The organism is Streptomyces sp. NPDC042259, assembly GCF_055582085.1.
The window spans coordinates 888752-907736 of the sequence record NZ_JBVJDW010000001.1; the positions used below are offsets into that span (position 1 = coordinate 888752).

15 protein-coding genes are annotated in these 18985 nt (G+C 73.1%); 8 read left to right on the plus strand and 7 right to left on the minus strand.

The genetic code is table 11. From position 1 onward, the window contains the following. Positions 1 to 72 precede the first annotated feature (72 nt). Together ACZ6MA_RS04010 and iolC are read right to left on the minus strand one after the other, a co-directional pair. Complete coding sequence (locus tag ACZ6MA_RS04010) at positions 73 to 954, minus strand: Cgl0159 family (beta/alpha)8-fold protein (protein WP_469430828.1); 882 nt, start codon at positions 952 to 954, stop codon at positions 73 to 75. A 45-nt stretch (positions 955 to 999) separates the two neighbouring features. Next, positions 1000 to 2043, minus strand: a complete 1044-nt coding sequence (gene iolC, locus ACZ6MA_RS04015; protein ID WP_469430830.1) for a 5-dehydro-2-deoxygluconokinase — start codon at positions 2041 to 2043, stop codon at positions 1000 to 1002. Between the two features lie 259 nt (positions 2044 to 2302). Between iolC and ACZ6MA_RS04020 the strand changes: the two genes are divergently transcribed. The 6 genes from ACZ6MA_RS04020 to ACZ6MA_RS04045 all read left to right on the plus strand — a co-directional run bounded on the left by ACZ6MA_RS04020 (position 2303) and on the right by ACZ6MA_RS04045 (position 8838). Further along, positions 2303 to 3256 carry a sugar phosphate isomerase/epimerase family protein gene (locus ACZ6MA_RS04020; protein WP_469430831.1) on the plus strand — a complete coding sequence of 318 codons (954 nt, stop codon included), beginning with the start codon at positions 2303 to 2305 and terminating at the stop codon, positions 3254 to 3256. A gap of 180 nt (positions 3257 to 3436) precedes the next feature. Then, positions 3437 to 4456 carry a Gfo/Idh/MocA family protein gene (locus ACZ6MA_RS04025; RefSeq protein ID WP_469430833.1) on the plus strand — a complete coding sequence of 340 codons (1020 nt, stop codon included), beginning with the start codon at positions 3437 to 3439 and terminating at the stop codon, positions 4454 to 4456. Positions 4457 to 4541: 85 nt separating this feature from the next. Then, a complete protein-coding gene (locus tag ACZ6MA_RS04030) occupies positions 4542 to 5561 on the plus strand; it encodes a Gfo/Idh/MocA family protein (RefSeq protein ID WP_469430834.1) in 1020 nt (339 codons plus the stop codon). 262 nt (positions 5562 to 5823) lie between these two features. Beyond that, a complete protein-coding gene (locus ACZ6MA_RS04035) occupies positions 5824 to 6030 on the plus strand; it encodes a helix-turn-helix transcriptional regulator (RefSeq protein WP_466915451.1) in 207 nt (68 codons plus the stop codon). A gap of 265 nt (positions 6031 to 6295) precedes the next feature. Next, positions 6296 to 6529, plus strand: a complete 234-nt coding sequence (locus ACZ6MA_RS04040; protein WP_469430836.1) for a heavy-metal-associated domain-containing protein — start codon at positions 6296 to 6298, stop codon at positions 6527 to 6529. A 38-nt stretch (positions 6530 to 6567) separates the two neighbouring features. Next, positions 6568 to 8838, plus strand: a complete 2271-nt coding sequence (locus tag ACZ6MA_RS04045) for a heavy metal translocating P-type ATPase (RefSeq protein WP_469430838.1) — start codon at positions 6568 to 6570, stop codon at positions 8836 to 8838. A gap of 655 nt (positions 8839 to 9493) precedes the next feature. Here the strand turns inward: ACZ6MA_RS04045 and ACZ6MA_RS04050 are convergent. The 5 genes from ACZ6MA_RS04050 to ACZ6MA_RS04070 form a co-directional block, all read right to left on the minus strand. Next, positions 9494 to 10783 carry a citrate synthase gene (locus ACZ6MA_RS04050; RefSeq protein WP_469430840.1) on the minus strand — a complete coding sequence of 430 codons (1290 nt, stop codon included), beginning with the start codon at positions 10781 to 10783 and terminating at the stop codon, positions 9494 to 9496. Between the two features lie 166 nt (positions 10784 to 10949). Then, positions 10950 to 13169 carry an SF1B family DNA helicase RecD2 gene (gene recD2 / locus ACZ6MA_RS04055; RefSeq protein WP_469430842.1) on the minus strand — a complete coding sequence of 740 codons (2220 nt, stop codon included), beginning with the start codon at positions 13167 to 13169 and terminating at the stop codon, positions 10950 to 10952. A gap of 333 nt (positions 13170 to 13502) precedes the next feature. Next, complete coding sequence (locus ACZ6MA_RS04060) at positions 13503 to 14351, minus strand: sugar phosphate isomerase/epimerase family protein (RefSeq protein ID WP_469430843.1); 849 nt, start codon at positions 14349 to 14351, stop codon at positions 13503 to 13505. Continuing rightward, complete coding sequence (locus ACZ6MA_RS04065) at positions 14348 to 15505, minus strand: dihydrodipicolinate synthase family protein (protein WP_469430845.1); 1158 nt, start codon at positions 15503 to 15505, stop codon at positions 14348 to 14350. The genes ACZ6MA_RS04060 and ACZ6MA_RS04065 overlap by 4 nt, the downstream gene beginning before the upstream one ends. Beyond that, entirely contained in the window at positions 15502 to 16713 is a 1212-nt protein-coding gene (locus ACZ6MA_RS04070) for a Gfo/Idh/MocA family protein (protein ID WP_469430846.1), read from the minus strand. Before ACZ6MA_RS04070 ends, ACZ6MA_RS04065 begins: the two co-directional genes overlap by 4 nt. A gap of 202 nt (positions 16714 to 16915) precedes the next feature. Between ACZ6MA_RS04070 and ACZ6MA_RS04075 the strand changes: the two genes are divergently transcribed. Next, positions 16916 to 17719 carry a sugar phosphate isomerase/epimerase family protein gene (locus ACZ6MA_RS04075; protein WP_469431197.1) on the plus strand — a complete coding sequence of 268 codons (804 nt, stop codon included), beginning with the start codon at positions 16916 to 16918 and terminating at the stop codon, positions 17717 to 17719. Between the two features lie 129 nt (positions 17720 to 17848). Next, complete coding sequence (locus tag ACZ6MA_RS04080; protein WP_469430848.1) at positions 17849 to 18466, plus strand: TetR/AcrR family transcriptional regulator; 618 nt, start codon at positions 17849 to 17851, stop codon at positions 18464 to 18466. The last annotated feature ends 519 nt before the right edge of the window (positions 18467 to 18985 follow it).

Genomic DNA, 18985 nt, shown 5'->3' on the forward strand with positions numbered 1-18985 from the left:
GACACCGCGCGTAGCGCGGCTGGGGGGCAACGGCGTGCAACCGGCACAACCCCTCCCGGCGAAGGCGAACCGTCACAGCAGCCCCACCGCGGTGTCCACCGCACCCGCCACATCCCCGTCGGAGGGATACAGCAACGCCCGCCCCACCACCAGCCCCTGCACGGTCGGCAGACGCAGCGCGCCCCGCCATCTCTCGTACGCCGCCTCCTGGTCGTCGCCCACGTCGCCGCCGAGCAGCACGGTGGGGAGGGTGGAGGTCTCCAGCACCCGCGCCATGTCGCCGGCGTCGTCGGTGACCGGCACCTTGAGCCAGGTGTAGGCGGAGGTGCCGGCCAGCCCGGAGGCGATGACGATGGACTTGGTGACGGCCTCGGCGCTGAGATCGTTGTGGACCTTGCCCGCGACGCGCCGGGAGAGGAAGGGTTCGACGAACACGGGCAGCCGGTGGGCGGCCATGTCGTCGATGGCGCGCGCGGTGGCGACCATCGTGCGCAGCGAGCCGGGGTCGTCGTAGTCGATGCGCAGCAGCAGCTTGCCCGCGTCGAAGCCGAGCCCGGCCAGGTCGGCGGCGCGGTGGCCGGTGAAGCGGTCGTCCATCTCGAAGGCCGCGCCGGCGAGTCCGCCGCGGTTCATGGACCCCATGACGACCTTGTGTTCGAGGGCGCCGAGCAGCAGCAGGTCGTCGAGGATGTCGGCGGTGCCGAGGACCCCGTCCACGCCGGGGCGCGAGAGCGCGAGGCACAGTCGTTCCAGCAGGTCGGCCCGGTTGGCCATGGCGTGGGCGCGGTCGCCGACGGCGAGGACGCCGCGCGCGGTGTGGTCGGCGGCGACGATCAGGAGCCGGCCGCTGTCGCCGACCAGCGGGCGCCGGGCCCGGCGGGCCGCCGCCTCGGCGACGGCCTCGGGATGCCGGCTCCGCACCTTCACGAGGTCGGGGATACCGATGGTGCTCAACGGGTGCCCTCTTTCACTGGCGGGGGTCCTGGGCGGGGACGGGGATCAAGGGCCGCAGGGGCGCGGGTGGTCGCCCGGGCGGGCCAGGAGTGCGTCGATCTCGGCCGGGGTGGGCATCGCGGCCGAGCAGGAGAGCCGGGAGGCGACGAGCGCCCCGGCGGCGTTGGCGTACCGGATGACGCGTTCGAGGTCCCAGCCGGCGAGCAGCCCGTGGCACAGCGCGCCGCCGAACGCGTCACCCGCGCCGAGTCCGTTGACGACCTCGACCGCCACCGGTGGCACCTCGGCGACGGTGCCGTCCCGGTGCGCGGCGAGCACCCCTTCGGGGCCCCTCTTGACGACGGCGAGTTCGACCCCGGCGGCCAGCAGGGCCCGGGCGCACTCGCCCGGATCGCGGAGGCCGGTGGCGATCTCGCACTCGTCGAGATTGCCGACGGCCACGGTCGCGTGGGCGAGCGCCTTCGCGTACCAGGGGCGGGCCCTGCCGGGCATCTCCCGGCCCCCCTCTCCCCAGAACACCGGCCGCCAGTCGAGGTCGAAGACGGTGACGCCCCCGGTCCGGGCGGCCGTACGTGCCTCCAGAGCGGCGAGCGTGGCGGAGCGGCTCGGCTCCTCGGCGAGGCCGGTGCCGGTCATCCAGAAGATCCGGGCCCCGCACACCGCGTCCAGGTCGAGTTCACCGGCGCGCAGCTCCATGTCCGGTGCCTTGGGCCGCCGGTAGAAGTAGAGGGGGAAGTCGTCGGGCGGGAAGATCTCGCAGAAGGTGAGCGGGGTGGGGTACGCGGGGGTGGTGGTCACCAGCCGGTCGTCGACGCCGAATTCGCGCAGAGCCCGGTGGACGTACTCGCCGAACGGGTCCTGCCCCGTACGGCTGATGAGGGCCGTACGCCGTCCCAGCCGGGCGGCGGCGACCGCGACATTGGCGGGCGAGCCGCCCAGGAACCGCCCGAAGGTCTCCACCCGTTCCAGCGGCACACCGGTTTCGAGCGGGTAGAGGTCGACCCCGACGCGGCCCATCGTGAGCAGGTCGTACGGCGCGGGCGGCTCGTTCGGCGCGGGCGGCCCGGCCGGTTCGCTCATGTCTGCCATCTCCGTCCTTCCGCCGCACGGATCCGGTCCGGTCGGCTCCGGTCAGGTCTAGCCGGGCACACGTGCCCTGTCAAGGATTTGTCCTTACATATGGACGTCCCCCGAAAGGCATTGACTGTACGTCCATATGTCCGGACGAAGCCTTGACACCCCGTCGGCCCGGCGGGGAAGCTACCGGACAACCCCGCCCCTTGCCCTTCGGCACGGGAGAACCAGCCCTTGACCGGTCACCGCCGACCGGCGAGAGGAGAGCCGCCGCATGCCCGCCGCCCACTCCCCTTCTCCCTCCTCCTCGGCCTCCGGTTCCCCGGCCCCCGGCTCCCCCGGCCGGATCCGGGTCGGCTCCGCGCCGGACTCGTGGGGCGTCTGGTTCCCCGACGACCCGGTGCAGATTCCCTGGCACCGCTTCCTCGACGAGGTGGCCGAGGCGGGTTACGCGTGGATCGAACTCGGCCCGTACGGCTACCTCCCCACCGATCCGGCCCTGCTGCGCGACGAGACCCAGCGGCGCGGTCTGCGCGTCTCCGCCGGCACGGTGTTCACGGCCCTGCACCGGGGCCCGGCGACCTGGGACGCCACCTGGGCCCACGTCGCGCGGGTCGCCGAGCTGACCCGGGCGACGGGCGCGGGCCACCTCGTCGTCATTCCCTCCTTCTGGCGCGACGACAAGACCGCCGAGCCGATCGAGAGCCCCGAGCTGACCGCCGAGCAGTGGCGTCACCTCACCAGCGGCACGGAACGGCTGGCCCGCGAGGTGCGCGAGCACTACGGGCTCGACATCGTCGTCCACCCGCACGCCGACACCCACATCGACACCGAGGCGCACGTCGAGCGCTTCCTCGACGCCACCGACCCCGCTCTGGTGAACCTGTGCCTGGACACCGGGCACTACGCCTATTGCGGCGGGGACAGTGTCAAGCTCATCGAGACCTACGGCGAGCGGATCGGCTACCTCCACCTCAAGCAGGTGGACCCGGTGATCCTCGCGGACGTCCTCGCCGAGGGCACCGCCTTCGGTCCCGCCGTCCGGCGCGGGGTGATGTGCGAACCGCCGCGCGGGGTACCGGCCCTGGAACCCGTCCTGGCCGCCGCCCGCACGCTCGACGCCGACCTCTTCGCCATCGTCGAACAGGACATGTACCCCTGCCCCCCGGACCGTCCGTTCCCCATCGCCCGCCGCACCCGCGGCTACCTGCGCACGTGCGGCGTGTAGACCACAGCCCGCCCGGCGCTGAGGGCACAGCACAGCAGCCCGCCCGGCGCTTGAGGACAGAACACACCAGCCCGTCCGGCGCTTGAGGACACAGCACAGCAAGCCCGTCCGGCGCTTGAGGACAAAACGGTGGGCGAGCCGCCGGCTAAAGACGGCCGGACGAAGAGAACGAGGAAAGCCATGACGCAGCGAGGAACACTCGGCGTAGCCGTAATCGGTACGGGCAGGATGGGCGCGGACCACGTCCGCCGGCTCGACGAGGTCGTCGGCGGGGCCCGGGTCGCCGCCGTGGTGGACATCGACGGCGACCGCGCCGCGCGGATCGCCGAAGCCCTCGACGGCGCCACCGCCTACACGGACCCGGCCGCCGCCATGGCCGCCGACGACGTGGACGCCGTCCTCATCGCCTCGCCCGGCCCGGCCCACGAGGCCGCGCTGCTCGAAGCGCTCGACCGCGATCTGCCGGTGCTGTGCGAGAAGCCGCTCACCCCGGACGCCGCGTCCGCGCTCCGCGTCCTGGAGGCGGAGACCCGGTTGGGTCACCGGCGGGTGCAGGTCGGCTTCATGCGCCGCTACGACGCGGAGTACACGCGGCTGAAGTCGCTGCTGGACGCGGGCGGGCTCGGCCGGACGCTGATACTGCACTGCCGCCACCGCAATACGTCCACGCCGCCCGGCTTCACCGAACAGATGATGATCAACGACTCGGTGGTGCACGAGATCGACGCCACGCGCTGGCTGCTCGACCAGGAGATCACCGCCGTCACGGTCCACAGGCCCGCCCCCTCCTCGGTGGCGCCCGGCGCGCTGGGCGATCCTCAGTTCGTCCTCTTCGAGACCTCCGGCGGCGCGCTCGTCGACGTCGAGATCTTCGTCAACTGCGGCTTCGGCTACCAGGTGCGCTGCGAAGCGGTCGGCGAGCGGGGCACGGCGGTGATCGGGGACGCGCACGGGCTGACCGTGCATGCCGACGGCCGGTGGGGCGGGGAGATCGCGCCGGACTTCCGTCAGCGCTTCGAGGACGCGTACGACCGCGAGGTCCGCCACTGGGTCGACGCCACCCGGCGCGGCCTGGTCGAGGGCCCCGGCGTCTGGGACGGCTACGCGGCCGCGGTGGTCTGCGAGGCGGGCGTGCGGGCGCAGGCCACGGGGGCGCGTGTGACGGTGGAACTGCCGGAACGCCCGGCGCTGTACCGCTGACGTACCGGGCCCCCACCTCGGGGCGGCGGCGCCGCAGGCCCACACCCGCCGCCGGCCCACCCGCAGACGAAACGGAGGCACCCCCATGCGGATCGGACTCCTGGGAGCGGGCCGCATCGGCACGTTTCACGCCACCGCGCTGGCGCGGACCGACGGGGTCGACGCCCTCGTCATCGCCGACGCCGATCCGGCGCGGGCCGCCGCGCTCGCCGAGCGGACCGGCGGCCGGGCGGCCGCGACCACCGAGGCCGTCCTCCGGGACGTGGACGCCGTGGTGATCACCACGGCCACGGCCGCGCACGCCGATCTGATCACGGCCGCGGCCCGCCACGCCCTGCCCACGTTCTGCGAGAAGCCGATCGCCCTCGACCTGGACCGCACGGTCCGCGCGCTGCGCGAGGTCGAGGCGGCGGGGACGCTGTTGCAGATGGGATTCCAGCGGCGCTTCGACGCCGGGTTCCGGGCCGCCCGGGAGGCGTTGCGGTCCGGGCGGCTGGGCCGGGTGCACACGATCCGGGCCGTCAGCTCGGACGCGGCGCCGCCACCGGCGGAGTTCCTGCCGCTGTCCGGCGGGCTGGTCCGCGACTGTCTCATCCACGACTTCGACACCGTGCGCTGGCTGACGGGCCGTGAAGTGCGGGAGGTCTACGCGCGGGGCACGGACCACGGAGCGGCGTTCTTCCGCGAGGCCGGTGACGTGGACACGGCGGCCGTGCTGCTCACCCTGGACGACGACACGCTCGTCACCGCGACCGCCACCCGTTACAACGGCGCCGGGTACGACGTGCGGACGGAGCTGTCCGGCGAGCGCGACCAGTGGGTGGTCGGGCTCGACGCCCGTACGCCCATGAGATCGGCCGAGCCGGGCGGCCCGGGGGCGCCCGAACGGCCGTGGCGCGGCTTCCTGGAGCGGTTCGAGGGCGCGTACCGCGCCGAGCTGGCCGCCTTCGTCCGGGCGGCACGTGGCGAGGTGCCCAACCCTTGTTCCGGAGAGGAGGGGCTGCGCGCGCTGGTCGTCGCGGAAGCGTGCGAGCTGTCCCGGCGGGAGGGCCGGCCCGTACGGCCGGCGGAGGTGGCCGAACGGGCGGGGATCCCGTTCCCCTGACGCTGCCCGCAGCCCTTCTCCCGGCCGCTCCCCTGCCCCTGGCCGAGCCATGCTTACCCCAGAGCATGACTGACTCCGTGTCACCTCTTCGTCACAGCGGTCACGCTTACATGCCCCTTCCGTCACAGGCGCACGACAGCCCCGCTCGCCCCGTCACTCTGCGTCGTTCATTGGGGGCAGGCTCAGTGATCAAGCAGGCCGCGCCGCAGCTTCCCGACGGATCCCCCCTCCGTGGCTGCGGCGCAGCGGAGAGGCGCGACAGATGACCGACCGTCGGCTCTGGTCCTACAAGGAAATCGCGGCGCACATCGGAGTGCAGACCGACACCGTGCGGTCCTACCGCAAGCACGGACTGCTCCCCGCGCCCGACCTCACCGAGGGCGGCAAGCCCTACTGGTTCGCGGACACGATCCGCGCCTGGGTCGCCCGGCGGCCCGGCAACCGTTCCCGGCGCGGACCGAAGGACTGACCCCTCCATCACCACTCCCACCCCCTCACCCGCCCCTCACCCCCACCCCACAAGCCGGGCCCCAGGTCGAGCTCCCCCTCGATCTGGGGCCCGTTCCGTTGGGGGCGCGGGCGGGCGCACGGGCGGGTGCGGGCGGAGCGCGGGCAGGTGCGGGCGGGTGCACGGGCGGGTGGAAAACTCCGGTACCGGCCCTCGAAGGAATACCCCTAGGGGGTAAGGTGTTGATGTAGTCGAGTTGACCGAAACCTACCGAGGAGCCACCACCATGACCTCCGGGACGAACACCGCCTCCACCACCGTCTACCGCGTCACCGGCATGACCTGCGGCCACTGCGAGTCCGCGGTGACCAGCGAACTCACCGCCCTCCCGGGCGTCACCTCCGTCCAGGCCGTCGCCGCCACCGGCCAGGTCACCGTGACCGCCACCGCCCCGCTGGACGACGACGCCGTCCGCGCCGCCGTCGACGAGGCCGGTTACGAACTGACCGGCCGCGTCTGACCCGCCCGTATCCCCGCCCGCCCGCCAGGAGCGACGCGATGACCAGCCCGCCCCCCACCCGCACGACGACCACCCCGACGACACCGCCCACCACCGAGGTGGAACTGACCGTCGGCGGCATGACGTGCGCGTCGTGTGCCGCCCGCGTGGAGAAGAAGCTCAACCGGATGGACGGGGTCGAGGCCACCGTCAACTTCGCCACCGGGCGGGCACGGGTGGCCTTCGGGCCGGGGGTGGACGTCACCGACCTCATCGCGACCGTCGAGAGGACGGGTTACACCGCCGAGGTGCCCCGCCCGCCGGAGCCGGAGGCCGCCGCGGCGGTCCACAGCGACGGCGGCGGGGAGGCGGGCGGCCCGCGGCAGCGGCTGGCCGTCTCGCTGGCGCTGTCCGTCCCGGTCGTCCTGATGGCGATGGTCCCCGCGCTGCAGTTCGACAACTGGCAGTGGCTGTCGCTGACGCTGGCCTCCCCCGTCGTCGTCTGGGGCGGACTTCCCTTCCACCGGGCGGCCTGGACCAACGCCCGGCACGGCACGGCCACCATGGACACCCTCGTGTCGATCGGCACCCTGGCCGCCTTCGGCTGGTCCCTGTGGGCGCTGTTCCTCGGCACGGCGGGCATGCCGGGCATGCGGCACGGCTTCGACCTCACCGTCTCGCGGACGGACGGCTCGTCGGCCGTCTATCTGGAGGCGGCGGCCGGGGTGACCACGTTCATCCTCGCCGGGCGCTTCCTGGAGGCCCGCTCCAAGCGGAGGGCGGGGGCCGCGCTGCGGGCGCTGCTGGAGCTGGGCGCCAAGGACGTGAGCGTGCTGCGCGACGGGCGGGAGCGGCGGGTGCCAGTCTCCCGGCTGGCGGCCGGTGACCGGTTCGTCGTACGGCCCGGGGAGACGATCGCCACCGACGGCACGGTCATCGAGGGCGCCTCGGCGGTCGATGTCTCGATGCTCACCGGTGAGTCGGTGCCCTTGGACGTTACCGTCGGCGACCCGGTGACCGGCGCGACGGTGAACGTCTCCGGGCGCCTCGTCGTCGAGGCCGTCCGGGTCGGCTCGGACACCCAGCTGGCCCGGATGGCCAAGCTCGTCGAGGACGCGCAGAACGGGAAGGCCGAGGTGCAGCGCCTCGCCGACCGCGTCTCCGGCGTCTTCGTCCCCGTGGTGCTGCTGCTCGCGCTCGGCACCCTGGCCGGCTGGCTGCTGGTCGGCTCCGGCGCCACCGCGGCCTTCACCGCCGCCGTGGCCGTACTGATCATCGCCTGCCCCTGCGCCCTGGGCCTCGCCACGCCCACGGCCCTGATGGTGGGCACCGGCCGGGGCGCGCAGCTCGGCATCCTCATCAAGGGGCCGGAGGTACTGGAGTCCACCCGCCGGGTGGACACGGTCGTCCTGGACAAGACCGGCACGGTCACCACCGGCCGCATGGGCCTCCATGACGTAGTGCCCGCACCGGGCGTGGACGCACGCGAGCTGCTCCGGTACGCCGGGGCGCTGGAGCACGCCTCCGAGCACCCGGTCGCACGGGCCGTGGCACAGGCCGCCGCCGGGCGGGTCGGCACGCTGCCGGCGCCGGAGCGGTTCGAGAACGTGCCGGGGCTCGGCGTGCACGGCGTCGTCGAGGGCCGCGAGGTGCTGGTCGGCCGCGAGGCACTGCTCACCCGGCGGGGCATCGAGCTGCCCGACGAGCTGGCGCGGGCGGTGTCCACCGCGCGGCACGCGGGCCGCACGGCGATGCTGGTCGCCTGGGACGGGCGGGCACGCGGTGCCCTCGCCGTCGCGGACACCGTCAAGGACACGAGCGCCCGGGCCGTGGCCGAACTGCGGGCGCTCGGGCTGACGCCGGTGCTGCTGACGGGCGACAACAAGGCGGTCGCCGATGCGGTGGCGGCCGAGGTCGGCATCGACGAGGTGATCGCCGAGGTCATGCCGCAGGACAAGGTAGACGTCGTGCGGCGGCTCCAGGCCGGGGGCCGTACGGTCGCGATGGTCGGCGACGGCGTCAATGACGCGGCGGCCCTGGCCGCGGCCGATCTGGGCCTGGCGATGGGCACGGGCACGGACGCCGCCATCGAGGCGGGCGATCTCACGCTCGTCCGGGGCGATCTCCGCGTGGCCGCGGACGCGATCCGGCTCGCGCGCCGGACGCTCGCGACCATCAAGGGCAACCTCTTCTGGGCCTTCGGCTACAACGTCGCCGCGCTGCCGCTGGCGGCGGCCGGGCTGCTGAACCCGATGATCGCGGGAGCGGCGATGGCCTTCTCGTCGGTATTCGTGGTAACGAACAGCCTGCGGCTGCGGCGGTTCTCCTGACCCTTGGCCGTCTGCGACGGCGGGCGCCCTGCGGGCGCGTCCTCAAGCTCCCCCAGCTACCGCCGGGAGGTGCCCCGGACGGGCTGGGTTTCCCAGCCCGTCCGGCGCTTGAGGACACAGCACAGCAGCCCGTCCGGCGCTTGAGGACACAGCACAGCAGCCCGTCCGGCGCTTGAGGACACAGCACAGCCACATAACCGACACAACACCCCCACAGCGCCGCAGGCAATTGGCGGGCGGGAGGCTTGCCCTTTTACGTCCAGTTATGGCAAGAGACCTAGATCACAGCAATATGCAGGTAACCATTGAGGGGGGTGAATGGTCTAACCATGCAGTGCTGGATCGTCTTGGGGGACGAAACCGGCCACGCGTGGCCGGGGCACGTACCTGGGGAGCTTTGAGCGGCCCTCCCGTACGCGTCCCGGCAGATCGCGTCCGCCGGTGCCACGCGCCCGGCACGCCGAGGCGCCCGGCCGGATCCCGTGGGGGGAATCCGAACCGGGGAACGGAAGGCGCCCCGGCTCCGACCCGTGGGGGGATCGGAGCCGGGGCGCCTTCTCGTTGGTCCATACAACGGGAAGGCGCCCCACCCCCGAAGGGGCAGGGCGCCTTCCCGTGCGGCTACGAACCGACTACGTACCGGCCTGGACGGGCGTCAGCGCTGCTCGACCGGGATGAAGTCGCGCTCGACGACGCCGGTGTAGATCTGGCGCGGGCGGCCGATGCGGGAACCCGGCTCCTTGATCATCTCGTGCCACTGGGCGATCCAGCCGGGCAGCCGGCCGAGCGCGAAGAGCACGGTGAACATCTCGGTGGGGAAGCCCATCGCCCGGTAGATCAGACCGGTGTAGAAGTCCACGTTCGGGTAGAGGTTGCGCGAGACGAAGTAGTCGTCGGAGAGCGCGTGCTCCTCCAGCTTGAGCGCGATGTCCAGCAGCTCGTCGGACTTGCCGAGGGCCGAGAGGACGTCGTGCGCCGCAGCCTTGATGATCTTCGCGCGCGGGTCGAAGGACTTGTACACCCGGTGGCCGAAGCCCATCAGGCGGACGCCGTCCTCCTTGTTCTTCACCTTGCGGATGAAGGAGTCGACATCGCCGCCGTTGGCCTTGATGCCCTCGAGCATCTCCAGGACCGACTGGTTGGCGCCACCGTGCAGGGGGCCCCACAGGGCGCTGATGCCGGCGGAGATCGAGGCGAACATGTTCGCCTGCGAGGAGCCGACCAGGCGCACGGTCGACGTGGAGCAGTTCTGCTCGTGGTCGGCGTGCAGGATCAGCAGCTTGTCGAGCGCGCTGACGACGACCGGGTCGAGGTCGTACTCGGCGGCGGGCACCGAGAAGGTCATGCGCAGGAAGTTCTCGACGTAGCCGAGGTCGTTGCGCGGGTAGACGACCGGGTGACCGATCGACTTCTTGTACGCGTACGCCGCGATCGTCGGGAGCTTGGCCAGCAGCCGGATCGTCGACAGGTGGCGCTGCTGCTCGTCGAAGGGGTTGTGGCTGTCCTGGTAGAACGTCGACAGCGCGCTGACGACGGACGACAGCATCGCCATCGGGTGGGCGTCACGCGGGAAGCCGTCGTAGAACCGCTTGACGTCCTCGTGCAGCAGCGTGTGCTGGGTGATCTCACCCTGGAACGCCGCCATCTCGTCGACGGTCGGCAGTTCGCCGTTGATCAGCAGGAACGCCGTCTCGAGGAACGTGCTGCGCTCGGCGAGCTGCTCGATCGGGTAACCGCGGTAGCGCAGGATGCCCTGCTCACCGTCGAGGTAGGTGATCGCGGATTTGTAGGCGGCGGTGTTGCCGTAACCGGAGTCCAGGGTCACCAGACCGGACTGGGCGCGGAGCTTGCCGATATCGAAGCCCTTGTCGCCGACGGTGCTGTCGACCACCGGGTAGGTGTATTCGCCGTCCCCGTACCGCAGTACTACAGAGTTGTCGCTCACGTCATCCCTCACCGACGTTGTGCCTCTTCTTCGAGGTGCCCTGACTACCCCTACCTTCCCCCATTTGGACGATGCACGTGCACTCGGGGTCGGCCATAGGGCCTAAAGGCGGCACTCAGTGCCGCCCAGCCTGCCCATCCTGCCCCCTTCGCCCGGATTAATAAACTCAGCCGAGACGAACACCACCTCCGAGCCGGTGATCCAGCGCCGTGCAGCGCTTACCGGCCGACACCGTGCGTACCGCCTGCCCGAGCGCCTTCCGCGAGCCCACCAGCACCACCAGCCGCTTTGCCCGGGTTACCGCGGTATAGAGAAGATTGCGCTGGAGCATCATCCAGGCCCCGGTGGTGACCGGGATCACCACCGCGGGGTACTCGCTGCCCTGTGACCGGTGGATGGTCACCGCGTAGGCGTGGGCGAGTTCGTCGAGCTCGTCGAAGTCGTAGCCGACCTCCTCGTCCTCGTCGGTGCGCACGGTCAGCCGCTGCTCGTCGGCGTCGAGGGCGGTGACCACCCCGACCGTGCCGTTGAAGACGCCGTTCCGCCCCTTCTCGTAGTTGTTGCGGATCTGGGTGACCTTGTCGCCGACCCGGAAGACCCGGCCGCCGAAGCGCCGCTCCGGCAGGTCGGGGCGGGCGGGGGTGATGGCCTGCTGGAGCAGACCGTTGAGGGTGCCGGCGCCGGCCGGGCCGCGGTGCATCGGGGCCAGCACCTGGATGTCGCGGCGGGGGTCGAGGCCGAACTTCGCGGGAATGCGCCGGGCCGCCACGTCGACGGTGAGCCGGCCCGCCTCCTCGGTGTCCTCCTCGGGGAAGAGGAAGAAGTCCGCCAGCCCCTGAGTGATGGGCGGCACCCCGGAGTTGATGCGGTGGGCGTTGGTCACCACGCCGGACTGCTGCGCCTGCCGGAAGATCCGGGTGAGCCGGACCGCGGGCACGGGGCCGCCCGGGGCGAGGAGATCGCGGAGCACCTCGCCCGCGCCGACCGAGGGAAGCTGGTCGACGTCCCCGACGAGCAGCAGATGGGCGCCCGGCGGCACGGCCTTGACCAGCTTGTTGGCGAGCAGGAGGTCGAGCATGGAGGCCTCGTCGACCACCACCAGATCGGCGTCCAGCGGCCGGTCCCGGTCGTAGGCGGCGTCTCCGCCGGGCTTGAGCTCCAGCAGCCGGTGCACGGTGGAGGCCTCGGCGCCGGTCAGCTCGGACAGCCGCTTGGCGGCCCGCCCGGTGGGGGCGGCGAGCACCACCTTGGCCTTCTTGGCGCGGGCCAGCTCGACCACGGACCGCACGGTGAAGGACTTGCCGCAGCCGGGGCCACCGGTGAGGACCGCGACCTTCTTCGACAGGGCCAGCCGGACCGCCTGCTGCTGCTCCGGGGCGAGTTCGGCGCCGGTGCGGTCGGCGAGCCAGGCCAGGGCCTTGTCCCACTCGACGTCCTGGAAGACGGCGAGCCGGTCCTCCTCGGTCCGCAGCAGCCGGGTCAGCTGCCCGGCGAGCGACAGCTCGGCACGGTGGAAGGGGACGAGATAGACGGCGGTGACGGGCGCCCCGCCCTCGGGCCCGGGGACCGGCTCGCGGACCACGCCCTCCTCGTCGGCGGCGAGTTCGGCGAGACAGTCGATGACGAGCCCGGTGTCGACCTGGAGCAGCTTCACGGCGTCCGCGATCAGCCGCTCCTCGGGGAGGTAGCAGTGGCCCTGGTCGGTCGACTGGGACAGGGCGTACTGGAGACCGGCCTTGACCCGCTCGGGGCTGTCGTGCGGGATCCCCACGGACTGGGCGATGCGGTCGGCGGTCAGGAAGCCGATGCCCCACACGTCGGCGGCCAGGCGGTAGGGCTGGTTGCGGACGACGGAGATCGAGGCGTCGCCGTACTTCTTGTAGATCCGCACGGCGATGGAGGTGGAGACGCCGACGCCCTGGAGGAAGACCATGACCTCCTTGATGGCCTTCTGCTCCTCCCAGGCGGCACCGATGGACTCGGTGCGCTTGGGGCCGAGCCCGGGCACCTCGATGAGGCGCTTCGGATCCTCCTCGATGATCTCCAGGGTGTCCGTGCCGAAGTGCGTGACGATGCGGTCGGCGATCCTCGGGCCGATGCCCTTGATGAGGCCGGAGCCCAGATAGCGGCGGATGCCCTGGATCGTGGCGGGCAGCACCGTCGTGTAGTTCTCCACGGTGAACTGCCGCCCGTACTGCGGGTGGGAGCCCCAGCGGCCCTCCAGTCGCAGCGACTCGCCGGGCTGGGCACCGAGCAGGGAGCCCACGACGGTGAGGAGATCGCCGCCGCCACGGCCGGTGTCGACCCGGGCGACCGTGTAACCGCTCTCCTCGTTGGCGTAGGTGATCCGCTCGAGGACCCCTTCGACCACTGCCAGTTGCACCATGTCCCGAAGGTACCGCCCGGGTCCGACAGGCGTTCGGGCCCGTGGATAACTCTTGCTTCGGCCCACCCACCGCTTCGGGCCACCGCTTCGGCCCATCGTTTCGGACCGCCGTTTCGGACCGTGGCGGAAAAAAATTCGAGGGGCCCGGTCCGACGACCGGGCCCCTCGCGTTCCCCCCAGAATCGGCTTCCCCGAATCCCCCCGGATCCCTCCCCGGGAAGCCCGATGCCATGTACGACTCCCCCGGGCGCCGTAGGGTTGCAGTGATTTCGAGGAGTTATCGTTCCGTTACCGATCGCGACGGACCGTGACCGAAGTGACGTCTCTGCTCACTCACAGCACATGTTCGCGGTAGCGCTTCAGCACCTCCGCGAGGACCTCGGATCCCTCGCGGGCCCAGAGCGCGGGACGGAAGATCTCGACCTCGGCGGCCCCGGTGTACCCGGCGTCGGTCACGCGTTCGCGGAACCAGCGCAGATCCACGCACCCGTCCCCCAGTTGCCCGCGCCCCAGCAGGGCCCCCTCGGGCAGCGGGGTGACCCAGTCGGCGAGCTGGAACGCGGCGATCCGGCCGCCGCCGCCCGCCCGCGCGATCTGTGCGGCCACCGTGTCGTCCCACCACAGGTGGTAGGTGTCCACCACGACCCCGACCTGCCGGGCCGGGAACCGCTCGGCGAGGTCGAGGGCCTGACCGAGCGTCGAGACCACACAGCGGTCGGCGGCGAACATCGGGTGCAGCGGTTCGACCGCCAGCCGCACCCCGTGCCCGGCCGCGTACGGGCCCAGCTCGGCCAGCGCGTCGGCGATCCGCTCGCGGGCCCCGGCCAGGTCCCGGCTGCCCGGCGGCAGCCCGCCCGCGACCAGTACGAGGGTGTCGGTGCCGAGCACGGCGGCCTCCTCCACCGCGACCCGGTTGTCGGCGAGGGCCGCCGCCCGCCCGGCCGGGTCGGGGGCGGTCAGGAAACCGCCCCGGCACAGGCTGGTGACGGTCAGTCCCCCGTCCCGCACGAGCCGGGCGGCGGCCCGGACGCCGTACTCCCGGACCGGTTCGCGCCACAGCCCCACGTGCCGCACCCCGGCCGCCGCGCAGCCCGCCGTCAGCTCCGGGAGCGACCACTGCCGGACGGTCTGCTGGTTGAGGCTGAAGCCCGGCGGGGCGGCAGGGGCGGCGGGGCCGCTCACCGCTCCACCCCGTGCACCGCCAGCAGCCGCGCCATGCGGTCCTCGGCCAGCCCCGGATCGGGGAACAGCCCCAGGCCGTCGGCGAGTTCGTAGGCACGCGCCAGGTGCGGCAGGGAGCGGGCCGAGTGCAGCCCGCCCGCCATCGCGAAGGCGTCCTGGTGACCGGCCAGCCAGGCCAGCAGCACCACGCCCGTCTTGTAGAACCGGGTGGGCGGCTCGAAGAGGTGCCGGGCGAGGGCCACGGTGGGGTCCAGGAGGGCGCGGAAACCCCGCCGGTCACCGGAGTCCAGCAGCCGCGCCGCACGGCCCGCGAGGGGCGCCAGCGGGTCGAAGACGCCGAGCAGGGCGTCGCTGTGGCCCTGGGCGTCGCCCTCGATGAGCCGGGGGTAGTGGAAGTCGTCGCCCGTGTAACAGCGCACCCCCGCCGGGAGCCGGCGGCGCAGCGCGCGCTCCCGGCCGGCGTCGAGAAGGGACACCTTGACGCCCTCGACCCGGTCCGGCCGGTCGGCGACGATGCCGAGGAAGGTCTCGGTCGCGATGTCCGGGTCGGTGCTGCCCCAGTAGCCCTCCAGAGCGGGGTCGAACATGGGGCCGAGCCAGTGGAGGATGACGGGTCCGGCCGTTTGGCGCAGCAGCCGCCCGTAAACCTCCCGGTAGTGATCGGCTTCGGTGGCGACGGCCGCGAGCGCCCGGGAGGCCAGGACGACGGCCCCGGCGCCGTGCCCCTCGACGTGGGCGAGCTGCTGCTCGTAGGCGGCGGTGACGTCGGCCAGGGTGCCGTACGGGGGTGCGAGCTGGTCGGTGCCCGCGCCGCAGACGAGGTGCCCGCCGACGGCCCTGGCCTCGGCGGCCGAGCGCCGGACGAGTTCGGCGGCGGCCGGTGCGTCCAGGCCCATGCCCCGCTGGGCGGTGTCCATGGCCTCGGCGACCCCGAGGCCATGCGCCCACAGATGGTGGCGGAAGGCGAGGGTGGCGTCCCAGTCGAGGTCGGCGGGGCCGTGCCCGGTGGTGTTGCCGAAGGGGTCGGCGACGACGTGCGCGGCGGCCAGGACCCGACGGGAGGCCGGGGGCGGTCCCCCGGCCGGCGGGGCCGGGGGCGCGGTCCGGGGGACGTGGACCCGCAGGGCGCCGGAGGCGTCCGGCAGCCGGATCACCGCCCCGGCTCCCCTACGTCCACCCGGCGGCCGTCGGCGGCGGACATCCGGGCCAGCAGGCCCAGTTCCACGCCGCGCGCCCCGGCGAGGAGGTCGAAGCGCCAGGGCTCGTCGAGGGCCACATGGCGCAGGAACAGCTCCCACTGCGCCTTGAAGGCGTTGCCGCCGCCCCCGCCGGCCGTCGTCTCCCCGTTGTCCGGCACCTCCTGCCACTGCCCCCGGAAGTCGGCCTGGTCCGGCCGGTCGGGGTTCCAGACGGGCCGGGGGGTGAACGAGCGGTGCTGGACCCGGCAGGAGTGCAGGCCGGCGACGGCCGAGCCCTCGGTGCCGTCGACCTGGAACTCCAGCAGCTCGTCGCGGTGCACCCGCACCGCCCAGGAGGAGTTGAGCTGCGCGACCACACCGCCCTCCAGTTCGAGGATGGCGTAGACGGCGTCGTCGGCCGTCGCCTCGTAGGGCTCGCCGTGCTCGTCCCACCGGCGGGGTATGTGGGTGGCCAGATGCGCCTGCACGGACCGTACGGGGCCGAACAGCTCCCGCAGGACGTACTCCCAGTGCGGGAACATGTCGGCGGTGATGCCCCCGTCGTCCGCCTCGCGGTAGTTCCAGGAAGGCCGTTGCGCGGGCTGCCAGTCCCCTTCGAAGACCCAGTAGCCGAACTCGCCGCGCACGGACAGCACCCGGCCGAAGAACCCGCCGTCGACGAGCCGTTTGAGCTTGCGCAGTCCCGGCAGGAACAGCTTGTCCTGGACGACGCCGTGCTTGACGCCCGCCCGCCGGGCCCGCTGGTAGAGGTCGAGGGCCCCGCCGACGTCGAGGGAGGTCGGCTTCTCGCAGTACACGTGCTTGCCCGCCGCGATGGCCTTGCGCACGGCGGCCTCGCGGGCGGCGGTGATCTGGGCGTCGAAGTAGACGTCGACGGTGGGATCGGCGAGCACGGCGTCGAGGTCGGTGGACCACTCCGCGACGCCGTACCGCTCGGCGAGCGCCCGCAGGCCGCCCTCGCTGCGCCCGACGAGGACCGGCTCGGGCCACAGCGCGGTGCCGTCCCCGACGTCGATGCCGCCCTCGTCGCGCAGGGCGAGAACGGAACGCACGAGGTGCTGGTGGTGGCCCATACGGCCGGTCACGCCGTTCATCGCGATGCGGATGGTCCTGGCGGCACCGCCGGCCTTGCCCTTGGCTGCCCCGGTCGTCCTGTGCGTCATCGGAGCGGGTCCTCTCCTCGACAGCGAACACCTGTCACGAGCGCCTGCGAAGCTAGCAGCTCGGCCGGGGTCCGGGCGGTGATTCGCACCGTTTGCCGCCCCGGGGGCATTTTCACCGGCCCAGCGGGAAACGGATCACGAAGGACCCGCGCGGATGGCCGGCACCGCCGCCCGCGCGCCGCCGACGACCTACGGAGCCCGTATGAAGCTGGCCTTCTCCACCCTCGCCGTGCCCGGCCTGCCCGTCCCGGAGGTGGTGCGGCTCGCGGGCGCGTACGGCTACGACGGCGTCGAACTGCGGGCCCACCCGGAGGAACCCGTGCACCCGGGGACCGGGGCGGCGGAGCGGGCCCGGGCGGCCGGGGAGTTCGCGGAGGCGGGGCTGCGGATCCTGGCCGTCGCCGGGTACGCGCAGGTCGCCGCGGAGCGGTCCGACGAGGCCGTGTTCGGCGAGCTGCAGGAGCTGATCCACCTCGCCGGGGACCTCGGGGCGGCGTACGTACGGGTCTTCCCCGGCGGCGGCGGGCTGCCGGCGGCGGAGGCGGACGCGCTCGCGGCCCGCCGGCTGGGGGCCGTCGCGCCGATCGCCGCCGACAGGGGCGTGCGGGTGCTGCTGGAGACGCACGACTCGCACCCCCGGGCCGCCGACACCGCCCGGATCCTGGGGCCCGTCGGGCATCCCAGCGTCGGCGCCCTGTGGGACGTGCTGCACACCTGGGCGGACGGCGAGGAACCGGCCGTCAGCTTCCCGGCCATCGCCCCGCACCTGGGCTACGTCCAGGTCAAGGACGTCGCCTCGGCCCAGGACCCGACGCCGGTCGCGCTCGGCTCGGGCGTGCTGCCGCTGGGCGCCTGCGTGGGCGAGCTGAGCCGGGCGGGCTGGGACGGCTGGCTCAGCTGGGAGTACGAGAGGCGCTGGCACCCGCACACGGCCGACTTCGCCCAGCTCGCCGGGCCGGGGAAGCAGTATCTGCTGGGCCTGCTCGCCGGCTCCGGAGCCGGCTGAGCCCCGGCCCCCTCGAATCGGCCCGGCACGACGCCCGTACGGCCTCTGACCACGGCGTCGGCCCGTGCTCCGGCCCCCTCCCGGGCCCCGCCCCGACCGTATGATGAGCGCTCTGCGAGAGGGCGGCACATGACGGTGGAGACCAAGGAACGGCTGATCGCCGCGGCGGGAACGGTGCTCCGGAAGCAGGGGTACGGCAAGGCCAGCGCCCGGACGATCGCCAGGGAGGCCGGGGTCAACTCGGCCTTGGTCTTCTACCACTTCGGCGGCGTCGACCCGCTGCTGTTCGCGGCCCTGGACCGGTCCTCCGCCGAACGGATGGCACTGCACAGCGTCACCGTCGCGGGCGCCGCCACCCTGGAGGAGCTGGCCGAGGCCGCCACCCGCATCTACCGCGACGACCTGGCGGGCGGCCATCTCACGCTCTTCACCGAGCTGGTCGCCGCCGCCGTCGCCAAGCCGGAGCTGCGCGAGGGCATCCGCACCCGGGCCGAGCCCTGGCAGGACTTCATCGAGGAGACCCTGGAGCGGGTCATCGGCGGTACCCCGCTGGCCCGGCTGACCCCACCGCGCGACCTCGCCAACGCGGCGATCGCCTTCTACCTCGGCGCCAATCTCTTCAGCGTGCTGGACACCGACCACTCCCGGACGGAGTCGGTCTTCGCGATGGTCAGACGGCTGGCACCGCGCGCCAAGCTGCTGACGATGCGACTGCCGGGGCGGGGTGCCTCCCGGCGGGAGGGCTGAGGTCTGACCGCTGGGCCGCCTGCGGCGGCAGGGCGCCCTGACCTGCGGTGCTTCCGGCGGATCTTTCGGCTGCCGGCCCGTCTCGCCGCCTGCGGCGGCAGGGCGCCCTGCGGGCGCGTCCTCAATCGCCGGACGGGCTTGATTGGGCTGGGCTCAGCCACCTCAAGCCCGCTGGGGGCACCTCCCAGCGGTAGCTGGGGGAGATTGAGGACACCGCCGCTCAGCGGTGGTGCGCCCCCGTGATCCGCCGGACGGGCAAGCGCGGAACCGCCCGGCGGCGCCGCTCGTCCAAGGCGCGTGCTGTCGGTGATTCCTCGCAGAGCGGTGCCGGCGTCGCCGCTGGCCGTGGCACCGGCTCCCCTCTCCGCCGCCTGCGGCCGGCAGCACGCCGCCGTCGGCGCGCCCCCCTTCGAAAGCGTCGGCGGCGGTCCAGCGCGGTCACGCTCCGCGAAGCCGGGCCCACGCCTGGCGGGTACGGGGCCCCGCGGGCCACTCTGTACGCGCATCACGGGGACGGGG